Source organism: Streptacidiphilus fuscans (assembly GCF_015690355.1).
Lineage (GTDB): Bacteria > Actinomycetota > Actinomycetes > Streptomycetales > Streptomycetaceae > Streptacidiphilus > Streptacidiphilus fuscans.
On record NZ_JADPRT010000003.1, the window covers coordinates 59,244 to 76,289 of the forward strand.

A 17,046-nucleotide genomic window follows, 5' to 3' on the forward strand; every position below is an offset into this window, starting at 1 on the left:
TCAGCCCCCCGGCTGGAAAGTGTCGAAGAAACGGGCCAGCAGCTGCCCGCTGCGGCCGTCGGTCCAGCTCGCCAACGGAGCGGTCCAGTAGAGGGCGTAGGCGTGGTGCGCGTCCACGACGAAGCCGCGGTTCAGGGACTGACGCACCGTCGACCCGGACTGGTAGCTCCACTCCCAGTCCGCGGCGTCCCAACCCCGGTAGCTGACCTGGTCCAGCCGGATCAGGTGATAGTCCGTCAGCTGGGCGGCCACGCCCGGCTCTTCCTTCTGCCACGCCGCCAACGCGCCGTCGGACTGCGGATGCGCGCTGAAGTCGACCTGCAGCGTCCCGGCCGGACCGCTGTACTTGACCGACGACGCGCTCTCGCTCACCAGCCGCCAGCCGTCGGGGATCTGCAGGTGCGAGCCGCCCGGCCCGGCCACCTGGTGGTAGTCGGCAGCCGTCGGACGCGCCGTGCCGGTGCTGGTGCCGTCGCCGGTCCCGGAGCCGCCGGCCGTCGGCGTCTGCGTGGCACTGCCCGAACGTCCCGGCGTCGCAGCGCCGGTGGCACCGGACCCGGAACCACTGCCGCTCCCACCGGAGTTGTCACGCATGCTGGCGACGGCGGCGGTGATCAGCAGCACGGCCGCCAGCACGATCCCACCGATCAGCAGCGCCCGCTGCCGACCCCCCGCCCAGCCCGTGCTCCGTCGGGCCGCCGGTCCGCCGCCGTTACTACCGCCACCGCCCAACTGCATCGTCGCCGTCGCGGGCTCCCGCCCCGACGCCTCCGCCTGCGTCTGCGCGCCCGGTCCCGACCCGACGGACGGCTGCACCCGCGTCCGCTCCGGCTCCGGCACCACCTGCGTCGGCGCGTCCGGCCCGGCGGCGGCGAAGTTCGTCGCCCGGGCCCGGCGCTCGTACTCGCCGACCACCCCGCGCAGCATCGCCTGCGACGTCGACGCGTCCAGCCGCTGACGCGGGTCCTTGCTCAGCAACCCCCTGATGACCGGTTCCAGCAACTCGCCGTGCGGCATCGGCGGCACCGGGTCCGTCATCACCGCGGTCAGCGTGGACAGCGCCGACCCCTTGTCGTAGGGCGGAGTTCCCTCCACCATCGCGAAGATCGTCGCCCCGAGCGACCACATGTCCGCAGGCGGCCCCGGCGTCCCGCCCCGCGCCCGCTCCGGCGAGATGTACGACGGCGCGCCGACCAGCATCCCCGTCGAGGTGACCGACGGGTCGCCCTCGACGCGGGCGATGCCGAAGTCGGTCAGCACGACCCGACCGTCGTGGCCGATCAGCACGTTGGACGGCTTGACGTCCCGGTGCAGGATCCCGACCCGGTGCGCCTCCTTGAGCACACCCAGCAGCTCCAGCGCGACCTCCGCGGCACGCTGCGGCGGCAGCACGCCGTCGGTCTGGATCACCTCACTCAGCGACCGGGACTCGACCAGCTCCATCACGATCCACGGCCGACCGTCCTCCTCGACCACGTCGTAGACGGTGACCGCGCCGGTGTGCCGGATCCGGGCGATGGCCTTGGCCTCGGTCAACGTCCGCGAGACGAGCCGCCTGCGCTCCTCGTCGTCGACGTCGGAGGCGAAACGCAGCTCCTTGACCGCGACGTCCCGGCCGAGGAACTCGTCCTCGGCCCGCCACACGGTGCCCATCCCGCCCTGACCGAGTACGGCCGTCAACCGGTACCGCCCCGCGAGGACCCTGCCGGCCTGCGGGTCTTGCTCGCCGCTCATCCGTTTCCGTCCCCTCCGCGTGGTTCCTGTCGCACGCCATCATCCCGTGACGCGCACGGGCCTTTCACCCCGGGCTCGGAAGGGCAAAGCCCGGAGTTGCCGCTCGACGTCCTCACTTCAGCGGCACGATGTCCGGCGCGCCCAGCCGCGCCGCGTCCGCCGCCAGATCGTCGGGCTGCTCCTGGGACTCCCGCTCCGCCTCCACGCGGACCCGATAGTGCTCGATCTCCTTCTCGATCTGCGCCGCGTCCCAACCCAGTTCAGGGGCCATCAGCTCGGCCACCTCGGCCATCACCGCCGTCCCCCGGTCGAAGGTCTCGATCGAGATCCGGGTGCGACGCGCCAACACGTCGTCGAGGTGCCGGGCGCCCTCCGCCCGCGCCGCGTAGACGACCTCGGCGCGCAGGTAGTCGTCCGCGCCGCTCAGCGGCTCGCCGAGCCCCGGATCGGCGAGCACCAGCTCCAACAACTCCTCCGTCAGCGAGCCGTAGCGGTTGAGCAGATGCTCGACCCGTGCCACGTGCAGTCCGCTGCGCCGCGCCAGCTCGGCGCGCGCGTTCCACAGCGCACGGTACCCCTCCGCGCCCGCCAGCGGGACGGTGTCCGTGATGCACGGCGACACGCGTTGGTCCAGGCCGTGCACCACCTCGTTGACGGCGTCCTCGGCCATCACCCGGTACGTCGTGTACTTTCCTCCGGCCACCACGACCAGCCCCGGCGCCGCATGCTGCACCACGTGCTCACGGCTGAGCTTCGACGTCGCGTCCGACTCCCCGGCCAGCAGCGGCCGCAGGCCCGCGTAGACGCCCTCGACGTCCTCGCGCGTGAGCGGCATGGCCAGCACCGAGTTGACGTGCTCCAGCAGGTACTCGATGTCGGCGCTGCTGGCGGCGGGGTGGTCCTTGTCGAGGGTCCACTCGGTGTCGGTGGTGCCGACGATCCAGTGGCGGCCCCACGGGATGACGAAGAGCACGCTCTTCTCGGTGCGCAGGATCAGACCGGTCGCGGAGTGGATCCGGTCGCGCGGCACCACCAGGTGGATGCCCTTCGAGGCGCGGACGTGGAACTGGCCGCGCTCGCCGACCATCGCCTGGGTCTGGTCCGTCCACACGCCGGTCGCGTTGACGATCTGCCGGGCCCGGATCTCGAACTGCCCGCCCGTCTCCAGATCGTGGACCCGCGCGCCGACCACGCGCTCGCCCTCGCGCAGGAACCCGACCACCCGCGCCCGGTTCGCCGGAAGCGCGCCGTAGGACGCGGCGGTGCGCACCAGCATGGTCACCAGCCGCGCGTCGTCCACCTGCGCGTCGTAGTACTGCACCGCGCCGACCAGCGCGTCCTTGCGCAGCGCCGGTGCCTGGCGCAGCGCCTGTCGCCGCGTCAGGTGACGGTGCACCGGCAGCCCCCGGCCGTGGCCGCTGGACACCGACATCGCGTCGTAGAGCGCGACGCCCGAGCCGACGTACGGGCGCTCCCAGCCGCGCCCCTGCAGCGGGTAGAGGAACGGCACCGGCTTGACCAGGTGCGGCGCGAGGCGGTCCAGCAGCAGGCCGCGCTCCTGGAGCGCCTCCTTGACCAGGGCGAAGTCGAGCATCTCCAGGTACCGCAGGCCGCCGTGGATCAGCTTGCTGGAACGCGAGGACGTGCCGGACGCCCAGTCACGCGCCTCGACCAGCCCGGTGACCAGGCCGCGCGTCGCCGCGTCCAACGCGGTCCCGGCGCCGACGACGCCGCCGCCGACCACCAGCACGTCGAGCTCGCGCTCCCCCATCCGCGCGAGCGCCTCCGCGCGCTCCTCGGGACCCAGCTTGATGCTCCGCATGACGCCTCCGCTCATCGGCTCGCCTGATCCACAGTACGAAACCCACGGCGGGATCTGCTCGACGGCACGGAGTCAGTTGGCGGAACGCTCAGTGCGCCGGGACGTTGCAAACGTCAGGGGCGCGGGGCTCTGCTGATGTGCGGCTCCGCCGCGTGGGCGCGACAAGCCACCCCGTGCGGATGGCCCTGTCCGTTGAGGACCATCTGTCGTGGGTGGCTTGTCGCGCAGTTCCCCGCGCCCCTTGGGAAGTGCAACGTCCCCTCGTGCAAAAGGCCTACCGGGCGACGGTGACCTCGACGCGCTGGAACTCCTTGAGTTCCGAGTAGCCCGTGGTCGCCATCGCGCGGCGCAGCGCGCCGAAGAGGTTCATGGTGCCGTCCGGCGTGTGCGAGGGGCCGAGCAGGATCTCCTCGGTGGTGCCGACGGTGCCCAAGTTGACCCGCTTGCCGCGGGGAAGCTCCTCGTGGACCGCCTCGCTGCCCCAGTGGAAGCCCTTGCCCGGCGCGTCGTTCGCGCGCGCCAGCGCCGCGCCGATCATGACGGCGTCCGCGCCGCAGGCGATCGCCTTGGAGAGGTCGCCGGAGAAGCCCACGCCGCCGTCCGCGATGACGTGGACGTAGCGACCGCCGGACTCGTCCATGTAGTCGCGGCGCGCCGCCGCGACGTCCGCGACGGCCGTGGCCATCGGGACCTGGATGCCCAGCACCGCGCGGGTGGTGTGCGCCGCGCCGCCGCCGAAGCCGACGAGGACACCGGCCGCGCCGGTCCGCATCAGGTGCAGCGCGGCGGTGTAGGTCGCGCAGCCGCCGACGATGACCGGGACGTCGAGCTCGTAGATGAACTGCTTGAGGTTCAGCGGCTCGGCAGCGCTGGAGACGTGCTCGGCGGAGACCGTCGTGCCCCGGATGACGAAGATGTCGACGCCCGCGTCCACCACGACCTTGGAGAACTCGGCGGTCCGCTGCGGCGACAGCGCGGCGGCGGTGACGACGCCGGAGTCGCGGATCTCCTTGAGGCGCTGCGTGATCAGCTCGGCCTTGATCGGCTCGCGGTAGATCTCCTGGAGGCGACGGGTGGCCAGCGCCTCGTCCTTGACCTCGGTGATCTCCTGCAGCAGCGGGCGCGGGTCCTCGTAACGGGTCCACAGGCCCTCGAGGTTCAGCACGCCGAGGCCGCCGAGGCGACCGAAGGCGATGGCCTGCTCCGGCGAGACGACCGAGTCCATCGGGGCGGCCAGGAACGGCAGCTCGAAGCGGTAGGCGTCGATCTGCCACGCGATCGAGACCTCCTTGGGGTCCCGCGTGCGACGGCTCGGGACGACCGCGATGTCGTCGAAGGCGTACGCCCGCCGGCCCCGCTTGCCCCGCCCGATCTCGATCTCGGTCACCTGAACTGCTCCCTCGGTTGTGCTCAGCGACTGCCAGGGTCAGTATCTCGCACAACGGCGGAGGGGCCGCGCTCGGCGGCCCCTCCGTGAGACGAACAGATCGATGCGCGACTAGTTGGACGAGTAGTTCGGCGCCTCGACCGTCATCTGGATGTCGTGCGGGTGGCTCTCCTTCAGACCGGCGGAGGTGATCCGGACGAAGCGCGCGTCGCGCTTCATCGCGTCCACCGTCTCCGCGCCCACGTAGCCCATGGACTGACGCAGACCGCCGACCAGCTGGTAGATGACCGAGCCGACCGGGCCGCGGTAGGCGACCTGGCCCTCGATGCCCTCGGCGATCAGCTTCTCGTCGGAGGTGACGTCGCCCTGGAAGTAGCGGTCCTTGGAGTAGGACTTGGCCTGGCCACGCGACTGCATCGCGCCCAGCGAGCCCATGCCGCGGTAGGACTTGTACTGCTTGCCGTTGATGAAGAGCAGCTCGCCCGGCGACTCCTCGCAGCCGGCCAGCAGGCTGCCCAGCATGACGGTGTCGGCTCCGGCGGCCAGGGCCTTGCCGATGTCGCCGGAGTACTGCAGACCACCGTCACCGATCAGCGGCACGCCCGCGGCGTCGGCCGCGACGGCGGCCTCGTAGATCGCGGTGACCTGCGGGACGCCGACACCGGCGACCACGCGGGTGGTGCAGATGGAACCCGGGCCGATGCCGACCTTGATGCCGTCGCAACCGGCGTCGATCAGCGCCTGCGCGCCGTCACGGGTGGCGACGTTGCCGCCGATCACGTCGGCCTTGACGGACGACTTGATCTTCGCCATCCAGTTGAGGGCGTTGCGGTTGTGGCCGTGCGAGGTGTCCACGACGATGAAGTCCGCACCGGCCTCGGCCAGCGCGATGGCCCGGTCCAGCGCCTCGGCGGACGCGCCGACCGCGGCACCGACGATCAGACGGCCCTCGGAGTCCTTGGCGGCGCCCGGGTACTGCTCGGCCTTGACGAAGTCCTTGACCGTGATCAGGCCCTTGAGCTTGCCCTGCTCGTCGACGAGCGGCAGCTTCTCGATCTTGTGACGGCGCAGCAGCGCCATCGCGTCGACGCCGGAGATGCCCACCTGGCCGGTGATCAGCGGCATCGGCGTCATGACCTCGCGCACCTGACGGCTGCGGTCGGTCTCGAAGGCCATGTCACGGTTGGTGACGATGCCCAGCAGACGACCCTCGGGGTCGGTGACCGGGACACCGGAGATGCGGAACTTTGCGCAGAGCGCGTCCGCGTCCGCGAGGGTCGCCTCCGGAGAGACCGTGATCGGGTCGGTGACCATGCCGGACTCGGAGCGCTTGACCAGGTCGACCTGGTTCACCTGGTCCTCGACGGACAGGTTGCGGTGCAGCACGCCGACGCCGCCCTGACGGGCCATGGCGATGGCCATCCGCGCCTCGGTGACCTTGTCCATGGCGGCGGACAGCAGCGGGATGTTCACCCGCACATTGCGCGACACGCGCGAGGAAGTGTCCACGGCATTGGGCAGGACCTCGGAGGGGCCTGGCAGCAGCAGCACATCGTCGTAGGTGAGCCCGAGCATGCCGAACTTCTCGGGGACCCCAGCTGCGTTGTAAGACATGACACCCTTCCCGAAGTGGATCCGTGGATCTCCTGGACGGGAAGCTGGTGGCCGCACCCGCCCGACGCGACACGGCGCCTACGGGGGCCGCAGTGGTGGGCAGCTCGGCACCGTTGACTAATTCTACCGGGCCCCCAGAGACCCTCTTGTGCATCCGGAACAACTGAGGTAGCGGTCACATTCCCGCACCTTCGGATGATCATCCAGTTGCACTACCTCAGGGGCGCGGGGCTCTGCTGATGTGCGGCTCCGCCGCGTGGGCGCGAGAAACCACCCTGTGCGGATGGCCCTGCACGCTCCGTGCTCTACCTGCGTGGGTGGCTCGTCGCGCCTACGCGGCGGAGCCGCACATCTGCAGAGCCCCGCGCCCCTGAGGTGTTGCAACGTCCCTGTCTGCAGAAATTTCAGGTCAGGCCGACAGGCCTTCCGGCCCGCCCTCGCCCTCGGCGAGCGCGCGCAGGCGCGACAGCGCACGGTGTTGGGCCACCCGGACCGCCCCCGGCGACATGCCGAGCAGCTCGCCCGTCTCCTCCGCGCTGAACCCCGCGGCGATCCGCAGGATGACCAGCTCGCGCTGACGCTCCGGCAGCAGCGCCAGAAGCTCGCGCATCCACGCGGCATCGCTGCTCAGCAGCGCCCGCTCCTCCGGACCGAGCGCGTCGTCCGGCGTGTCGGGGAGTTCCTCCCCGAGCGGGACGCTCTGCGCGGGCCCGCCGCGCATCGCCGCGCGCTGCAGGTCGGCGATCTTGTGTGCCGCGATGCCGTAGACGAACGCCTCGAACGGGCGTCCCTCGTCGCGATAGCGGGGCAGCGCGCACAGGACGGCCAGGCAGACCTCCTGCGCCACATCGTCCACATGGTGTCTCGCGTTGCCCGGCAGTCTGACCAGCCGGGCGCGGCAGTACCGCAGCACCAGCGGGTGCACCTGCGCGAGCAGGGCGTCCACCGCTTCCGGATCCCCACCCACCGCGTGCACCACGAGCGACCCGATGGGCACGCCAGGCCCGCTCACGGGGCTCGCCTCGTCGTCACGCACTGGTCCATGGTGCCTGGTCATGGACGAAAACGTGACACCGCACCCAGACTTGTGCATCGGAACGTTATCCGCCACGTCCACGCCACCATCCCCGCCCGGCCCGACTTCGCGCTACACCCCCATGGTGCGCCCTCGGGTGGGAAGTGGGCCACGCCGCCTCCCACCCGGCAGCCAAACAGCTCCCGACGAGGGGATCAGCGGACGAGGCCCCAGCGGAAACCGAGCGCGACCGCGTGCGCGCGGTCGGACGCGCCGAGCTTCTTGAAGAGGCGGCGGGCGTGCGTCTTGACGGTGTCCTCGGAGAGGAAGAGCTCGCGCCCGATCTCGGCGTTGCTGCGGCCATGACTCATGCCCTCCAGCACCTGGATCTCACGAGCCGTCAGCGTCGGGGCCGCGCCCATCTCCGCGCAGCGGAGGCGACGGGGGGCCAGCCGCCAGGTCGGGTCGGCCAGCGCCTGGGTGACCGTGGCACGCAGTTCGGCGCGGGACGCGTCCTTGTGCAGGTACCCGCGGGCGCCGGCAGCGACCGCCAGGGCGACGCCGTCGAGGTCCTCGGCGACGGTGAGCATGATGATGCGGGCGCCCGGGTCCGCAGAGAGCAGCCGGCGGACGGTCTCCACACCGCCGAGGCCGGGCATGCGCACGTCCATCAGCACGAGATCGGAGCGGTCCGCGACCCAACGGCGGAGGACCTCCTCACCGTTGGTGGCCGTGGTGACCCGGTCGACACCGGGGACCGTGGCCACCGCGCGCCGGAGCGCCTCCCTGGCGAGCGGGGAATCGTCACAGACGAGAACGGATGTCATGACCCGCCTCCGCAGCTGATGAGCGTCACGCTGAGCCTCCTGGCTGGTACGAATCGTCACCGGCACGGCCTCCGGTGTACCGGCGTCTTCCCCGACGCCCGTGCCGTTTGCCGCCTCCGCACTCCCAACGACCGTCACCCAAATGAGTTACGGCCTGGCAGCAGCCTCCACCACTCTACGTGGTCGACCCGCTACGGATCATCCACCTCGCGGTGCGCACCGGCGCAAAATGCGCCGCTCGTACGACGCCCGCGCGCCTCGTCGGGCTTGCCGTTAGGCCCAACGAGTGCACCCGCATGCAGGACACGCACCCCCTTCCCTTCGTCCCGTTAGTCCGTTTTCATGGGATTTAATGGTTTTCGGCACGTTGTGCCACGCTGATGGCCTCTTGTCCGTTAGATCTGCATGAGTCATATTTCCATCAGTTCGTACTGAACCGCTAGCACCACGCAAGGGAATGACGACCATGGCCGACTACTCACGGCTTCCTGGCCCGAACGCAGACCTGTGGGACTGGCAGCTCTCCGCCGCGTGCCGCGGCGTGGACAGCTCACTCTTCTTCCACCCGGAGGGCGAGCGCGGCGCGGCGCGCAGCTCGCGCGAGCAGTCCGCGAAGGAGGTCTGCATGCGGTGCCCGGTCCGCGCGCAGTGCGGGGCACACGCGCTGGCAGTACGTGAGCCCTACGGGGTGTGGGGCGGACTGACGGAGGACGAACGCGAGGAGCTGCTCGGCCGGGCGCGCCGTCGCACGACCGATCCGCTGTCACTGTTGCCGGTCGACTGACTCCCGGTCGGCCATCGGCTCTGCCGTAACGTTTCTGCACGCTTCTGCACGGGCTCGGCGCCCCTTCGCGGGGCTCCGCGTGCGTGGACCTGAAGGGCCTGTCCTCACAGGCCCTTCAGCTTCTCCAGCATCGACGACACCGCGGGCACCCGCTCCAGGTCCGGCAGCGTCAGCGCAACGATCTCGCGGGCGACGCCCGAGCCGAGCGGCAGAACAGCCACGCCGTCCGCGCGTGTCGCGGCCAGCGCGAGGCGCGGCAGCACGGCCACGCCGACGCCGGCGGCGACCAGTCCCAGCACGGCCGGGTAGTCGTCGGTGGCGAAGTCGATCCGCGGGGTGAAGCCCGCGACCTCACAGAGGTCCACGAGGTGTCCGCGACACTGCGGACACCCGGCGATCCACGGCTCCTCCGCCAGCGCGGAGAGGTCCAGCTCGCCGCCGTCGCCCGCGCTCCCGTTCCCGCCGCCGCTTGCCGCGAGCGGATGGGTCGTCGGCAGCAGGGCGACCATCGGGTCGTCGCGCAGGTGGGTCACCGCGAGGTCGCTCCACTCCTCGGCGCTGTTGTCCGCCGGCGAGGAGGGGTAGCGGAACGCGAGCACGACCTCGCACTCGGCGGCCCGCAGCATGCCGATCGACGTCGGCGCCTCGGCCTCGGTCAGCGAGACCCGCACCCCGGGCGAGTCGGCGCGCAGCGCGGCGACGGCCGGGGGCACGAGCGTGGCGCTCGCGGTGGGGAACGACACCAGCCGCACGCGGCCGGCCCGGAGCCCGGCGATGTTGGCCAGCTCGTCCTCGGCGGCGGTCAGCCCGGCGAGGATGCCTGCGGCGTGCGTGGCGAGCACCTCGCCGGCTTCGCTCAGCGCGACGCCTCGTCCCACGCGGACGACGAGCGGGGTGCCGACGGACTTCTCCAGCGCCTTCATCTGCTGACTGATCGCGGGCTGCGTCAGCCCGAGCTCACGCGCGGCAGCGGAGAAGGAGCCCTGACGGGCGACGGCACGCAGGACGCGGAGATGACGGGCCTCAATCACGCGCTCAAGGATAGGCGCGCACCAAAGGCAGACGGGACGTTGCACCTCCAGGGGCACGGGGAACTGCGCGACAAGCCACCGGCATGCGGGTGGTCCTCAACGCGCAGGGCCATCCGCACAGGGTGGTTACTCGCGCAGTTCCCCGCGCCCCTGGGTCGTGCAACTTCCCCGGGTGCCCGAACTGAAAAGTGCAACGAAACGCCGGAGGCCCGGCACCCCCTTCGGGGTACCGGGCCTCAGAGCGACGGGAGCGTCAGTGCGCGTGGCCGTGGCCGCCGTGGGAGTGGCCGGCCGCGGCCGGCTCCTCCTCCTTCTTCTCGACGACCAGGGTCTCGGTCGTCAGCAGCAGGGAGGCGATGGACGCGGCGTTCTCCAGCGCGGAGCGGGTCACCTTGACCGGGTCGATGACGCCGGCCTTGACCAGGTCGCCGTACTCGCCGGTCGCGGCGTTGTAGCCCTCGCGGACGTCGCCCAGCTCGGAGACCTTGGTGGTGATGACGTAGCCCTCGAGGCCCGCGTTCTGGGAGATCCAGCGCAGCGGCTCGACCAGGGCGCGGCGGACGACCGCGACACCCACGGCCTCGTCGCCCGTCAGGCCCAGACCGCCGTCGAGCACCTTCTGCGCGTGGACCAGGGAGGCGCCGCCACCGGCGACGATGCCCTCCTCGACCGCGGCGCGGGTCGCCGAGATGGCATCCTCCAGACGGTGCTTCTTCTCCTTGAGCTCGACCTCGGTGGCCGCGCCGACCTTGATGACGCAGACGCCGCCGGCCAGCTTGGCCAGGCGCTCCTGCAGCTTCTCGCGGTCCCAGTCGGAGTCGGTGCCCTCGATCTCACCCTTGATCTGGGCGACCCGACCGGCGACCTCCTCGCTGGAGCCGGCGCCGTCGACGATGGTGGTCTCGTCCTTGGTGATGGTCACGCGACGGGCGCTGCCCAGCACGTCCAGACCGGCCTGGTCGAGCTTGAGGCCGACCTCCTCGGCGATGACGGTGGCGCCGGTCAGCGTGGCGATGTCGCCCAGCATGGCCTTGCGGCGGTCACCGAAGCCGGGGGCCTTGACGGCCACGGCGTTGAAGGTGCCACGGATCTTGTTGACGACGAGGGTGGAGAGCGCCTCGCCCTCGACGTCCTCGGCGATGATCAGGAGCGGCTTGGAGGCGCCGCCCTGCAGGATCTTCTCCAGCAGCGGGAGCAGGTCCTGGATCGAGGAGATCTTGCCCTGGTGGATCAGGATGTACGGGTCCTCGAGGACGGCCTCCATGCGCTCCTGGTCGGTGACCATGTACGGAGACAGGTAGCCCTTGTCGAACTGCATGCCCTCGGTGAACTCGAGCTCGAGACCGAAGGTGTTGGACTCCTCGACGGTGATGACACCGTCCTTGCCCACCTTGTCCATGGCCTCGGCGATGAGCTCGCCGACCTGGGCGTCCTGCGCCGAGAGCGCGGCGACGGCGGCGATGTCGTCCTTGCCCTCGATCTCGCGGGCGACGGAGAGCAGGTGCTCGGAGACGGCCTTGACGGCGGCGTCGATACCGCGCTTCAGGGCGGCCGGCCCGGCACCGGCGGCGACGTTGCGCAGACCCTCGTTGACGAGCGCCTGGGCCAGCACGGTGGCGGTGGTGGTGCCGTCACCAGCGATGTCGTTGGTCTTGGTAGCCACCTCCTTCACCAGCTGCGCGCCGAGGTTCTCGTACGGGTCCTCCAGCTCGACCTCGCGGGCGATGGTGACACCGTCGTTGGTGATGGTGGGGGCGCCGAACTTCTTGTCGATGACGACGTTGCGGCCCTTGGGGCCGATCGTCACCTTGACGGTGTCGGCCAGCTTGTTGACACCGCGCTCCAGCGAGCGGCGGGCGTCCTCGTCGAACTGCAGGATCTTGGCCATGCCTAGGGGTTCCCTCTCGAAACAACCGCGCCCCGGGCCCCGTGGTACGGGATCCCGGGGCGGGTCACGACTTAGCCGTCTTGACGGTCAGGTCAGGTAGGACTTACTTCTCGATGATCGCGAGCACGTCGCGGGCCGAGAGGACCAGGTACTCCTGGCCGTTGTACTTGACCTCGGTGCCGCCGTACTTGCTGTAGAGGACGACGTCGCCGACCTTGACGTCGAGCGGAAGACGCTGACCGTCCTCGAAGCGACCCGGGCCGACAGCCAGGACGACGCCCTCCTGGGGCTTCTCCTTGGCGGTGTCCGGGATGACCAGGCCAGAGGCCGTGGTCTGCTCGGCGTCGAGCGGCTGGACCACAATGCGGTCCTCGAGCGGCTTGATGGCAACCTTGGAGCTGGTGGTCGTCACGATCCGACCTCCCCCTTCGGAGATCTCACGGGGTACACATGTCTTGGGGCGTGAAGACATGGCATGCCCGTCGTCGCGGTGCCGGACGTACCGTCTCACGCTTAGCGCTCTCTGGTGGAGAGTGCCAACGACGACTGTAGGCGGCGGTTAGCACTCGGTCAACCAGAGTGCCAACGAGTCGCGAAGTTGCAGGTGCGCGGACGGGCCGGTCGCACTCTCCTCGCGCCCCTGGATGGCGGCTGGCTTCTCGCCTGGAGAATGTCCCCGTGGAGATCGATGCGTTCCGTGCCCTGTTCACCCCCGAGGGTCAAGCCCTGCTTGACGAGCTGCGGGACTACTCCCCCGGTGAGGAGCTCGCGCTCGCCACGCGCCTGCGGCGGACGTACGACGCGACGCTGGTGTCGACCGCGCTGAGCCAGGCGCGGCTCCGCACGCGCGCCGCGGCCAAGTTCGGGGCGGATGCGCAGCAGATGTACTTCACTCCGAACGGGGTCGAGCAATCCACCCGTTCGGGCGTGGCGGAGTGGCGCGCGCAGCGGTTCCGCGCGCTGGGGGTCGGCTCCGTCGCGGATCTGTGTTCCGGGATCGGCGGAGACGCGCTGGCCCTCGCACGGGCCGGGATCAGGGTGCTGGCGGTGGACCGGGATCCGCTGGCCTGCGCCGCCGCCGAGGCGAACGCCGAGGCGCTCGGGTTGGGCGAGCTGATCGAGACCCGCTGCGCCGACGTGACCGAGGTCGACACCAGCGGCTACGACGCGGTCTTCGTCGACCCCGCCAGGCGCTCCGCGGGCCGGGGCCGCATCTTCGACCCGGAGGCGTACTCGCCGCCGCTCAGCTGGGCGATCGAGGCGGCGCGCAAGGCTCCCGTCGCCGCACTGAAGGTCGCCCCCGGGATCCCGCACGAGGCCGTGCCCGAGGACGCCGAGGCCGAGTGGGTCTCCGACGGCGGGGACGTGAAGGAGGCCGCGCTCTGGTTCGGCTCGAAGCCGGAGCCGGGCAGTCCGCACCGGGCCACGCTGCTGCCGGCGGGTGCCAGCCTGACGGGCGGTCTGCTCCCGGACCCGGAGGCCGGGCCGGTGCGGCGCTACCTCTACGAGCCCGACGGCGCGGTCATCCGCGCGCACCTCGTCGCCGAGGTCGCGGCGCAGCTGAGCGGCGAACACGGCGACGGCGCGACCCTGATCGACCCGACCATCGCCTATCTGACGTCGGATCAGCTCACGGCGACCCCCTACGCGACCGCGTACGAGATCACCGACGCGCTGCCGTTCAACCTCAAGAAGCTGAAGGCGCTGGTCCGCGAGCGCGGCATCGGCACGCTGGTCGTCAAGAAGCGCGGCTCGGCGATCGAACCCGAGGAGCTGCGCCGGAAGGTGAAGCCCGAAGGGGCGAACTCGGCGGTCGTGGTGTTGACCAGGGCGGCCGGTGCGCCGGTCATGCTGATCGGGCAACCGGCCGCCACCGCCTGACCGTTACTCGGACAGCCGGTGCAACTCGTCGTGCGCGTCGGGGAACGACGCCGGGACGTGCGTCTCGGTGACCGGCAGCGACGAGTCGGCGGACAGGTCGAAGGCCGACGGCCTGCGGTCGCGCCGGACCATCTCCGCGCCCAGCGCGGCGACCATCGCACCGTTGTCGGTGCAGAGCTTGGGACGCGGGACGCGCAGCGTGATGCCCGCGCGCTCGCAGCGCTCCTGGGCCATGGCCCGCAGCCGGGAGTTGGCCGCGACGCCGCCGCCGATCATCAGGTGGTCGACGCCCTCGTCCTTGCAGGCGCGGACCGCCTTCCTGGTCAGCACGTCCGTCACCGCCTCCTGGAACGACGCGGCGACGTCCCGGATCGGGACCTCCTCGCCCGCCCGGCGCTTGGCCTCGACCCAGCGGGAGACGGCCGTCTTGAGGCCGGAGAAGGAGAAGTCGTACGCCGGGTCCTTGGCGCCGCTCAGGCCGCGCGGGAAGGCGATCGCCTTCGGGTCGCCCTCGCGCGCGTAGCGGTCGATCACCGGGCCGCCGGGGAAGCCCAGGTTGAGCAGGCGGGCGACCTTGTCGAAGGCCTCGCCCGCGGCGTCGTCGATGGTCGCGCCGAGCGAGCGGACCTCGCTGGTGATGTCCTCGGTGAACAGCAGTGACGAGTGCCCGCCGGAGACCAGCAGCGCCATCGTCGGCTCGGGCAGCCGCCCGTGCTCCAGCTGGTCCACGCAGATGTGGGACGCGAGGTGGTTGACGCCGTAGAGCGGCTTGTCGAGCGCGTACGCGTACGCCTTGGCCGCGCTGACGCCGACCAGCAGCGCACCGGCCAGGCCGGGGCCGGCGGTGACGGCGATGCCGTCCAGGTCGCTCGCCTTGATCCCGGCGGTGTCCAGCGCGCGCTGGACGGTGGGGACCATCGCCTCCAGGTGCGCGCGGCTGGCGATCTCCGGCACGACGCCGCCGAAGCGGCCGTGCTCGTCGACGCTGGACGCGACGGCGTCGGCGAGCAGCGTGGTGCCCCGGACGATGCCGACGCCGGTCTCGTCGCAGGAGGTCTCGATCCCGAGGACCAGCGGTTCGTCAGCGGCCATCGTCTGTTGTTCCTTCACTTCCCTGGACGTCTGCGCCTGCGTCCGCGTCCGTCATCTGACGACGCATCACCAGGGCGTCCACGCCGGACGGTTGGTAGTAGTTGCGGCGGATGCCGACCGGCGCGAAGCCGAAGCGCTCGTAGAGCCGCTGGGCCCGGTCGTTGTCGACCCGGACCTCGAGCAGCAGGTCGTGGCACTCGGCCTCGGCGGCCTGGTCGACCAGCCGTTGCAGCAGGCGGGCGCCGAGGCCGGTGCCCCACTGGTCCTGCGCCACCGCGATGGTCTGCACGTCGCCCTCGCCCGCGATCGCCATCAGCCCGGCGTAGCCGACGATCCGGCGCTCCGCGCCCTCGCCCTCGCCCTGCTCGGCGACGGTGTACCAGCGGGTCGCGCCCGGGTGCCGGGCGTCCGCGAGCTCGGACCAGAACATGCCGACCGACCAGGCGTCGTCGGGAAAGAGCTCCCGCTCCAGCACGAGCACGGCCTCGATGTCCCACCAGCGCATCTCGCGCAGCGTGGCAGGCGCCGACGCCGACGCCGAGAGGGTCCGCGCGGTATGGGCGGCGGTCATGCGGGGAGCACCGTCTTGTAGTTCTTGGGGACCTCCGCGTCCGGCCGCCGCAGGTAGAGCGCGGTGGTCGGCGGGAGCAGCGGCGTGCCCGAGGCGAGCGCGTCCGCGGCGAAGGCCGCGAGCGCGGCGGCGGACTGGTGCTCCGGCGCACCGGCCGGGACGTCGGTGAAGACGTCCGGGTAGAGCAGCGCGCCCGCGCCGACGGCGGGGAGCCCGGCCACCTTCTCGGCGATCTCCGCCGGACGGTCGACCGCCGGGCCCTCGACGCGGACGCCGTCGGCGTCGTAGCGGGCCCAGTAGACCTCCTTGCGGCGGGCGTCCGTGGCGGCGACGAACGGGCCGCTCACCACCCGGGCGTCGCGCGCCGCACGGGCCACGCCGTCCAGCGAGCAGACGCCGTGCACGGGGATGCCGAGCGCGTGCCCGAACGCGGCGGCCGTGGCCAGTCCGACGCGCAGGCCGGTGTACGGGCCCGGGCCGACGCCGACGACCACACCGCCCAGCGACTCCTTGGGCGTGCCCGCCTCACGCAGCACCGCGTCGATGGTGGGGAGCAGGAGCTCACCGTGACGGCGGGCGTCGACCTGGTCGGCGGCCGCCCGTACGGTTCGGGTGTCGGTGTCGTACACGGCGGCGGTGACGGCGGGCGTGGCGGTGTCGAACGCAAGCAGAAGCACGCACCCAGGTTAGTCGGTGGCCCGCTTGTGCTCGCCGCGGCCGGGAGGATGAGAGGCTTGGACCCGGCCGTGGCCGTCGCGCAGTCGTGCGCGCGCCGCGTCCGCAGAAACGGTCGGCCACTCGGTCGGTCCAAGGAGTGGGAGGAGAGACCGTGGCGAAACTCGGTTCGGGCTCGGTGGTCACCGCGCTGACCGCGGGAGCCCTCGCCGTCGTCACCCTGCTCGCCGTGCAGGCCAAGAACTCCGCGTCCGCGACGGTCGCCGCGCCGCCCGGCAAGGTCCCGGCGGCCTCGGCATCCGCGGGCAAGGGTGTGACGCCGGCCAAGCCGCCCGCGGTCCCGGCGAACTCGGGGGAGGGTCGGCGCGTGGTGTACTCGCCCGGCCAGAAGCGCGTCTGGCTGGTCGACCCGACGGACGCGAGCGCGGACCGCACCTTCACCGTGATGCCGGGCAACGTCGACCCGTCGCCGGGCAGCTACGTGGTGTTCCGGATCGTGCCGGGCCCGTACACCGGCTCGGACGGCAAGCTGATCAAGAACGCGGTCCTGTTCGCCAGCCACGACGGCGCGATCATCGGCTTCAGCTCCGCCGTCGACGGCAGCACTCCCCCGCCGGACCCGTCCAAGCACCTCGGCGGCATCCGCGAGTCGGTCGCCGACGGCCAGGCGCTGTACGACTTCGCGCCGTACAACACCAAGGTCGTGGTCGTCGCCTGACCTGCGA

15 protein-coding genes are annotated in these 17,046 nt (G+C 71.4%); 3 read left to right on the forward strand and 12 right to left on the reverse strand.

Annotated features, from left to right (window positions below; translation table 11 throughout):
* From I2501_RS07380 to I2501_RS07405, 6 genes are all read right to left on the reverse strand, one after another.
* Nucleotides 1-1,734, reverse strand: coding sequence for a serine/threonine-protein kinase (locus tag I2501_RS07380; RefSeq protein ID WP_196193068.1), 1,734 nt, complete (start codon nucleotides 1,732-1,734; stop codon nucleotides 1-3).
* Nucleotides 1,735-1,846: 112 nt separating this feature from the next.
* Nucleotides 1,847-3,556: a glycerol-3-phosphate dehydrogenase/oxidase gene (locus I2501_RS07385; RefSeq protein ID WP_196193069.1), complete on the reverse strand. Its 1,710-nt coding sequence runs from the start codon at nucleotides 3,554-3,556 to the stop codon at nucleotides 1,847-1,849.
* A gap of 274 nt (nucleotides 3,557-3,830) precedes the next feature.
* Nucleotides 3,831-4,943 (reverse strand): GuaB3 family IMP dehydrogenase-related protein, encoded by a 1,113-nt coding sequence (locus I2501_RS07390; protein WP_196193070.1) that lies wholly within the window; start codon nucleotides 4,941-4,943, stop codon nucleotides 3,831-3,833.
* 111 nt (nucleotides 4,944-5,054) lie between these two features.
* Complete coding sequence (guaB, locus tag I2501_RS07395) at nucleotides 5,055-6,557, reverse strand: IMP dehydrogenase (RefSeq protein ID WP_196193071.1); 1,503 nt, start codon at nucleotides 6,555-6,557, stop codon at nucleotides 5,055-5,057.
* A gap of 409 nt (nucleotides 6,558-6,966) precedes the next feature.
* The gene (locus I2501_RS07400) at nucleotides 6,967-7,593 is read right to left on the reverse strand and encodes a sigma-70 family RNA polymerase sigma factor (protein WP_328806261.1); all 627 of its coding nucleotides are present in this window, start codon (nucleotides 7,591-7,593) and stop codon (nucleotides 6,967-6,969) included.
* Nucleotides 7,594-7,787: 194 nt separating this feature from the next.
* Nucleotides 7,788-8,399 carry a response regulator transcription factor gene (locus I2501_RS07405; RefSeq protein ID WP_030251459.1) on the reverse strand — a complete coding sequence of 204 codons (612 nt, stop codon included), beginning with the start codon at nucleotides 8,397-8,399 and terminating at the stop codon, nucleotides 7,788-7,790.
* A 466-nt stretch (nucleotides 8,400-8,865) separates the two neighbouring features.
* On the opposite strand from I2501_RS07405, the gene I2501_RS07410 reads away from it, so the two are divergent.
* Complete coding sequence (locus I2501_RS07410) at nucleotides 8,866-9,183, forward strand: WhiB family transcriptional regulator (RefSeq protein ID WP_196193073.1); 318 nt, start codon at nucleotides 8,866-8,868, stop codon at nucleotides 9,181-9,183.
* A gap of 104 nt (nucleotides 9,184-9,287) precedes the next feature.
* On the opposite strand, the gene I2501_RS07415 is transcribed toward I2501_RS07410, so the two are convergent.
* The 3 genes from I2501_RS07415 to groES all read right to left on the reverse strand — a co-directional run bounded on the left by I2501_RS07415 (nucleotide 9,288) and on the right by groES (nucleotide 12,514).
* Nucleotides 9,288-10,214, reverse strand: coding sequence for a LysR family transcriptional regulator (locus I2501_RS07415; protein ID WP_196193074.1), 927 nt, complete (start codon nucleotides 10,212-10,214; stop codon nucleotides 9,288-9,290).
* Nucleotides 10,215-10,467: 253 nt separating this feature from the next.
* Nucleotides 10,468-12,102: a chaperonin GroEL gene (gene groL / locus I2501_RS07420; RefSeq protein ID WP_196193075.1), complete on the reverse strand. Its 1,635-nt coding sequence runs from the start codon at nucleotides 12,100-12,102 to the stop codon at nucleotides 10,468-10,470.
* A gap of 103 nt (nucleotides 12,103-12,205) precedes the next feature.
* A complete protein-coding gene (gene groES / locus I2501_RS07425; RefSeq protein WP_196193076.1) occupies nucleotides 12,206-12,514 on the reverse strand; it encodes a co-chaperone GroES in 309 nt (102 codons plus the stop codon).
* 266 nt (nucleotides 12,515-12,780) lie between these two features.
* On the opposite strand from groES, the gene I2501_RS07430 reads away from it, so the two are divergent.
* Nucleotides 12,781-13,983 carry a class I SAM-dependent methyltransferase gene (locus I2501_RS07430; protein ID WP_196193077.1) on the forward strand — a complete coding sequence of 401 codons (1,203 nt, stop codon included), beginning with the start codon at nucleotides 12,781-12,783 and terminating at the stop codon, nucleotides 13,981-13,983.
* A gap of 3 nt (nucleotides 13,984-13,986) precedes the next feature.
* Here the strand turns inward: I2501_RS07430 and tsaD are convergent, their stop codons facing one another.
* From tsaD to tsaB, 3 genes are read right to left on the reverse strand one after another with little or no spacing between them, the layout of a single operon-like run.
* Nucleotides 13,987-15,075, reverse strand: coding sequence for a tRNA (adenosine(37)-N6)-threonylcarbamoyltransferase complex transferase subunit TsaD (gene tsaD, locus I2501_RS07435; protein WP_196193078.1), 1,089 nt, complete (start codon nucleotides 15,073-15,075; stop codon nucleotides 13,987-13,989).
* A complete protein-coding gene (gene rimI, locus I2501_RS07440) occupies nucleotides 15,065-15,646 on the reverse strand; it encodes a ribosomal protein S18-alanine N-acetyltransferase (RefSeq protein WP_236046020.1) in 582 nt (193 codons plus the stop codon). The genes tsaD and rimI overlap by 11 nt, the downstream gene beginning before the upstream one ends.
* On the reverse strand, nucleotides 15,643-16,323 hold the full coding sequence (tsaB, locus tag I2501_RS07445) for a tRNA (adenosine(37)-N6)-threonylcarbamoyltransferase complex dimerization subunit type 1 TsaB (protein ID WP_196193079.1): 681 nt from the start codon (nucleotides 16,321-16,323) through the stop codon (nucleotides 15,643-15,645). Before tsaB ends, rimI begins: the two co-directional genes overlap by 4 nt.
* A 152-nt stretch (nucleotides 16,324-16,475) precedes the next feature.
* On the opposite strand from tsaB, the gene I2501_RS07450 reads away from it, so the two are divergent.
* Nucleotides 16,476-17,039 carry a hypothetical protein gene (locus I2501_RS07450; RefSeq protein WP_196193080.1) on the forward strand — a complete coding sequence of 188 codons (564 nt, stop codon included), beginning with the start codon at nucleotides 16,476-16,478 and terminating at the stop codon, nucleotides 17,037-17,039.
* Nucleotides 17,040-17,046: the final 7 nt, after the last annotated feature.

Coding starts and splice junctions, on each gene's coding strand:
- I2501_RS07380 (WP_196193068.1), bottom strand. CDS start 1,734: ATGAGCGGCGAGCAAGACCCGCAGGCCGGCAGGGTCCTCGCGGGGCGG.
- I2501_RS07385 (WP_196193069.1), bottom strand. CDS start 3,556: ATGCGGAGCATCAAGCTGGGTCCCGAGGAGCGCGCGGAGGCGCTCGCG.
- guaB (WP_196193071.1), bottom strand. CDS start 6,557: ATGTCTTACAACGCAGCTGGGGTCCCCGAGAAGTTCGGCATGCTCGGG.
- I2501_RS07405 (WP_030251459.1), bottom strand. CDS start 8,399: ATGACATCCGTTCTCGTCTGTGACGATTCCCCGCTCGCCAGGGAGGCG.
- I2501_RS07410 (WP_196193073.1), top strand. CDS start 8,866: ATGGCCGACTACTCACGGCTTCCTGGCCCGAACGCAGACCTGTGGGAC.
- groL (WP_196193075.1), bottom strand. CDS start 12,102: ATGGCCAAGATCCTGCAGTTCGACGAGGACGCCCGCCGCTCGCTGGAG.
- tsaD (WP_196193078.1), bottom strand. CDS start 15,075: ATGGCCGCTGACGAACCGCTGGTCCTCGGGATCGAGACCTCCTGCGAC.
- rimI (WP_236046020.1), bottom strand. CDS start 15,646: ATGACCGCCGCCCATACCGCGCGGACCCTCTCGGCGTCGGCGTCGGCG.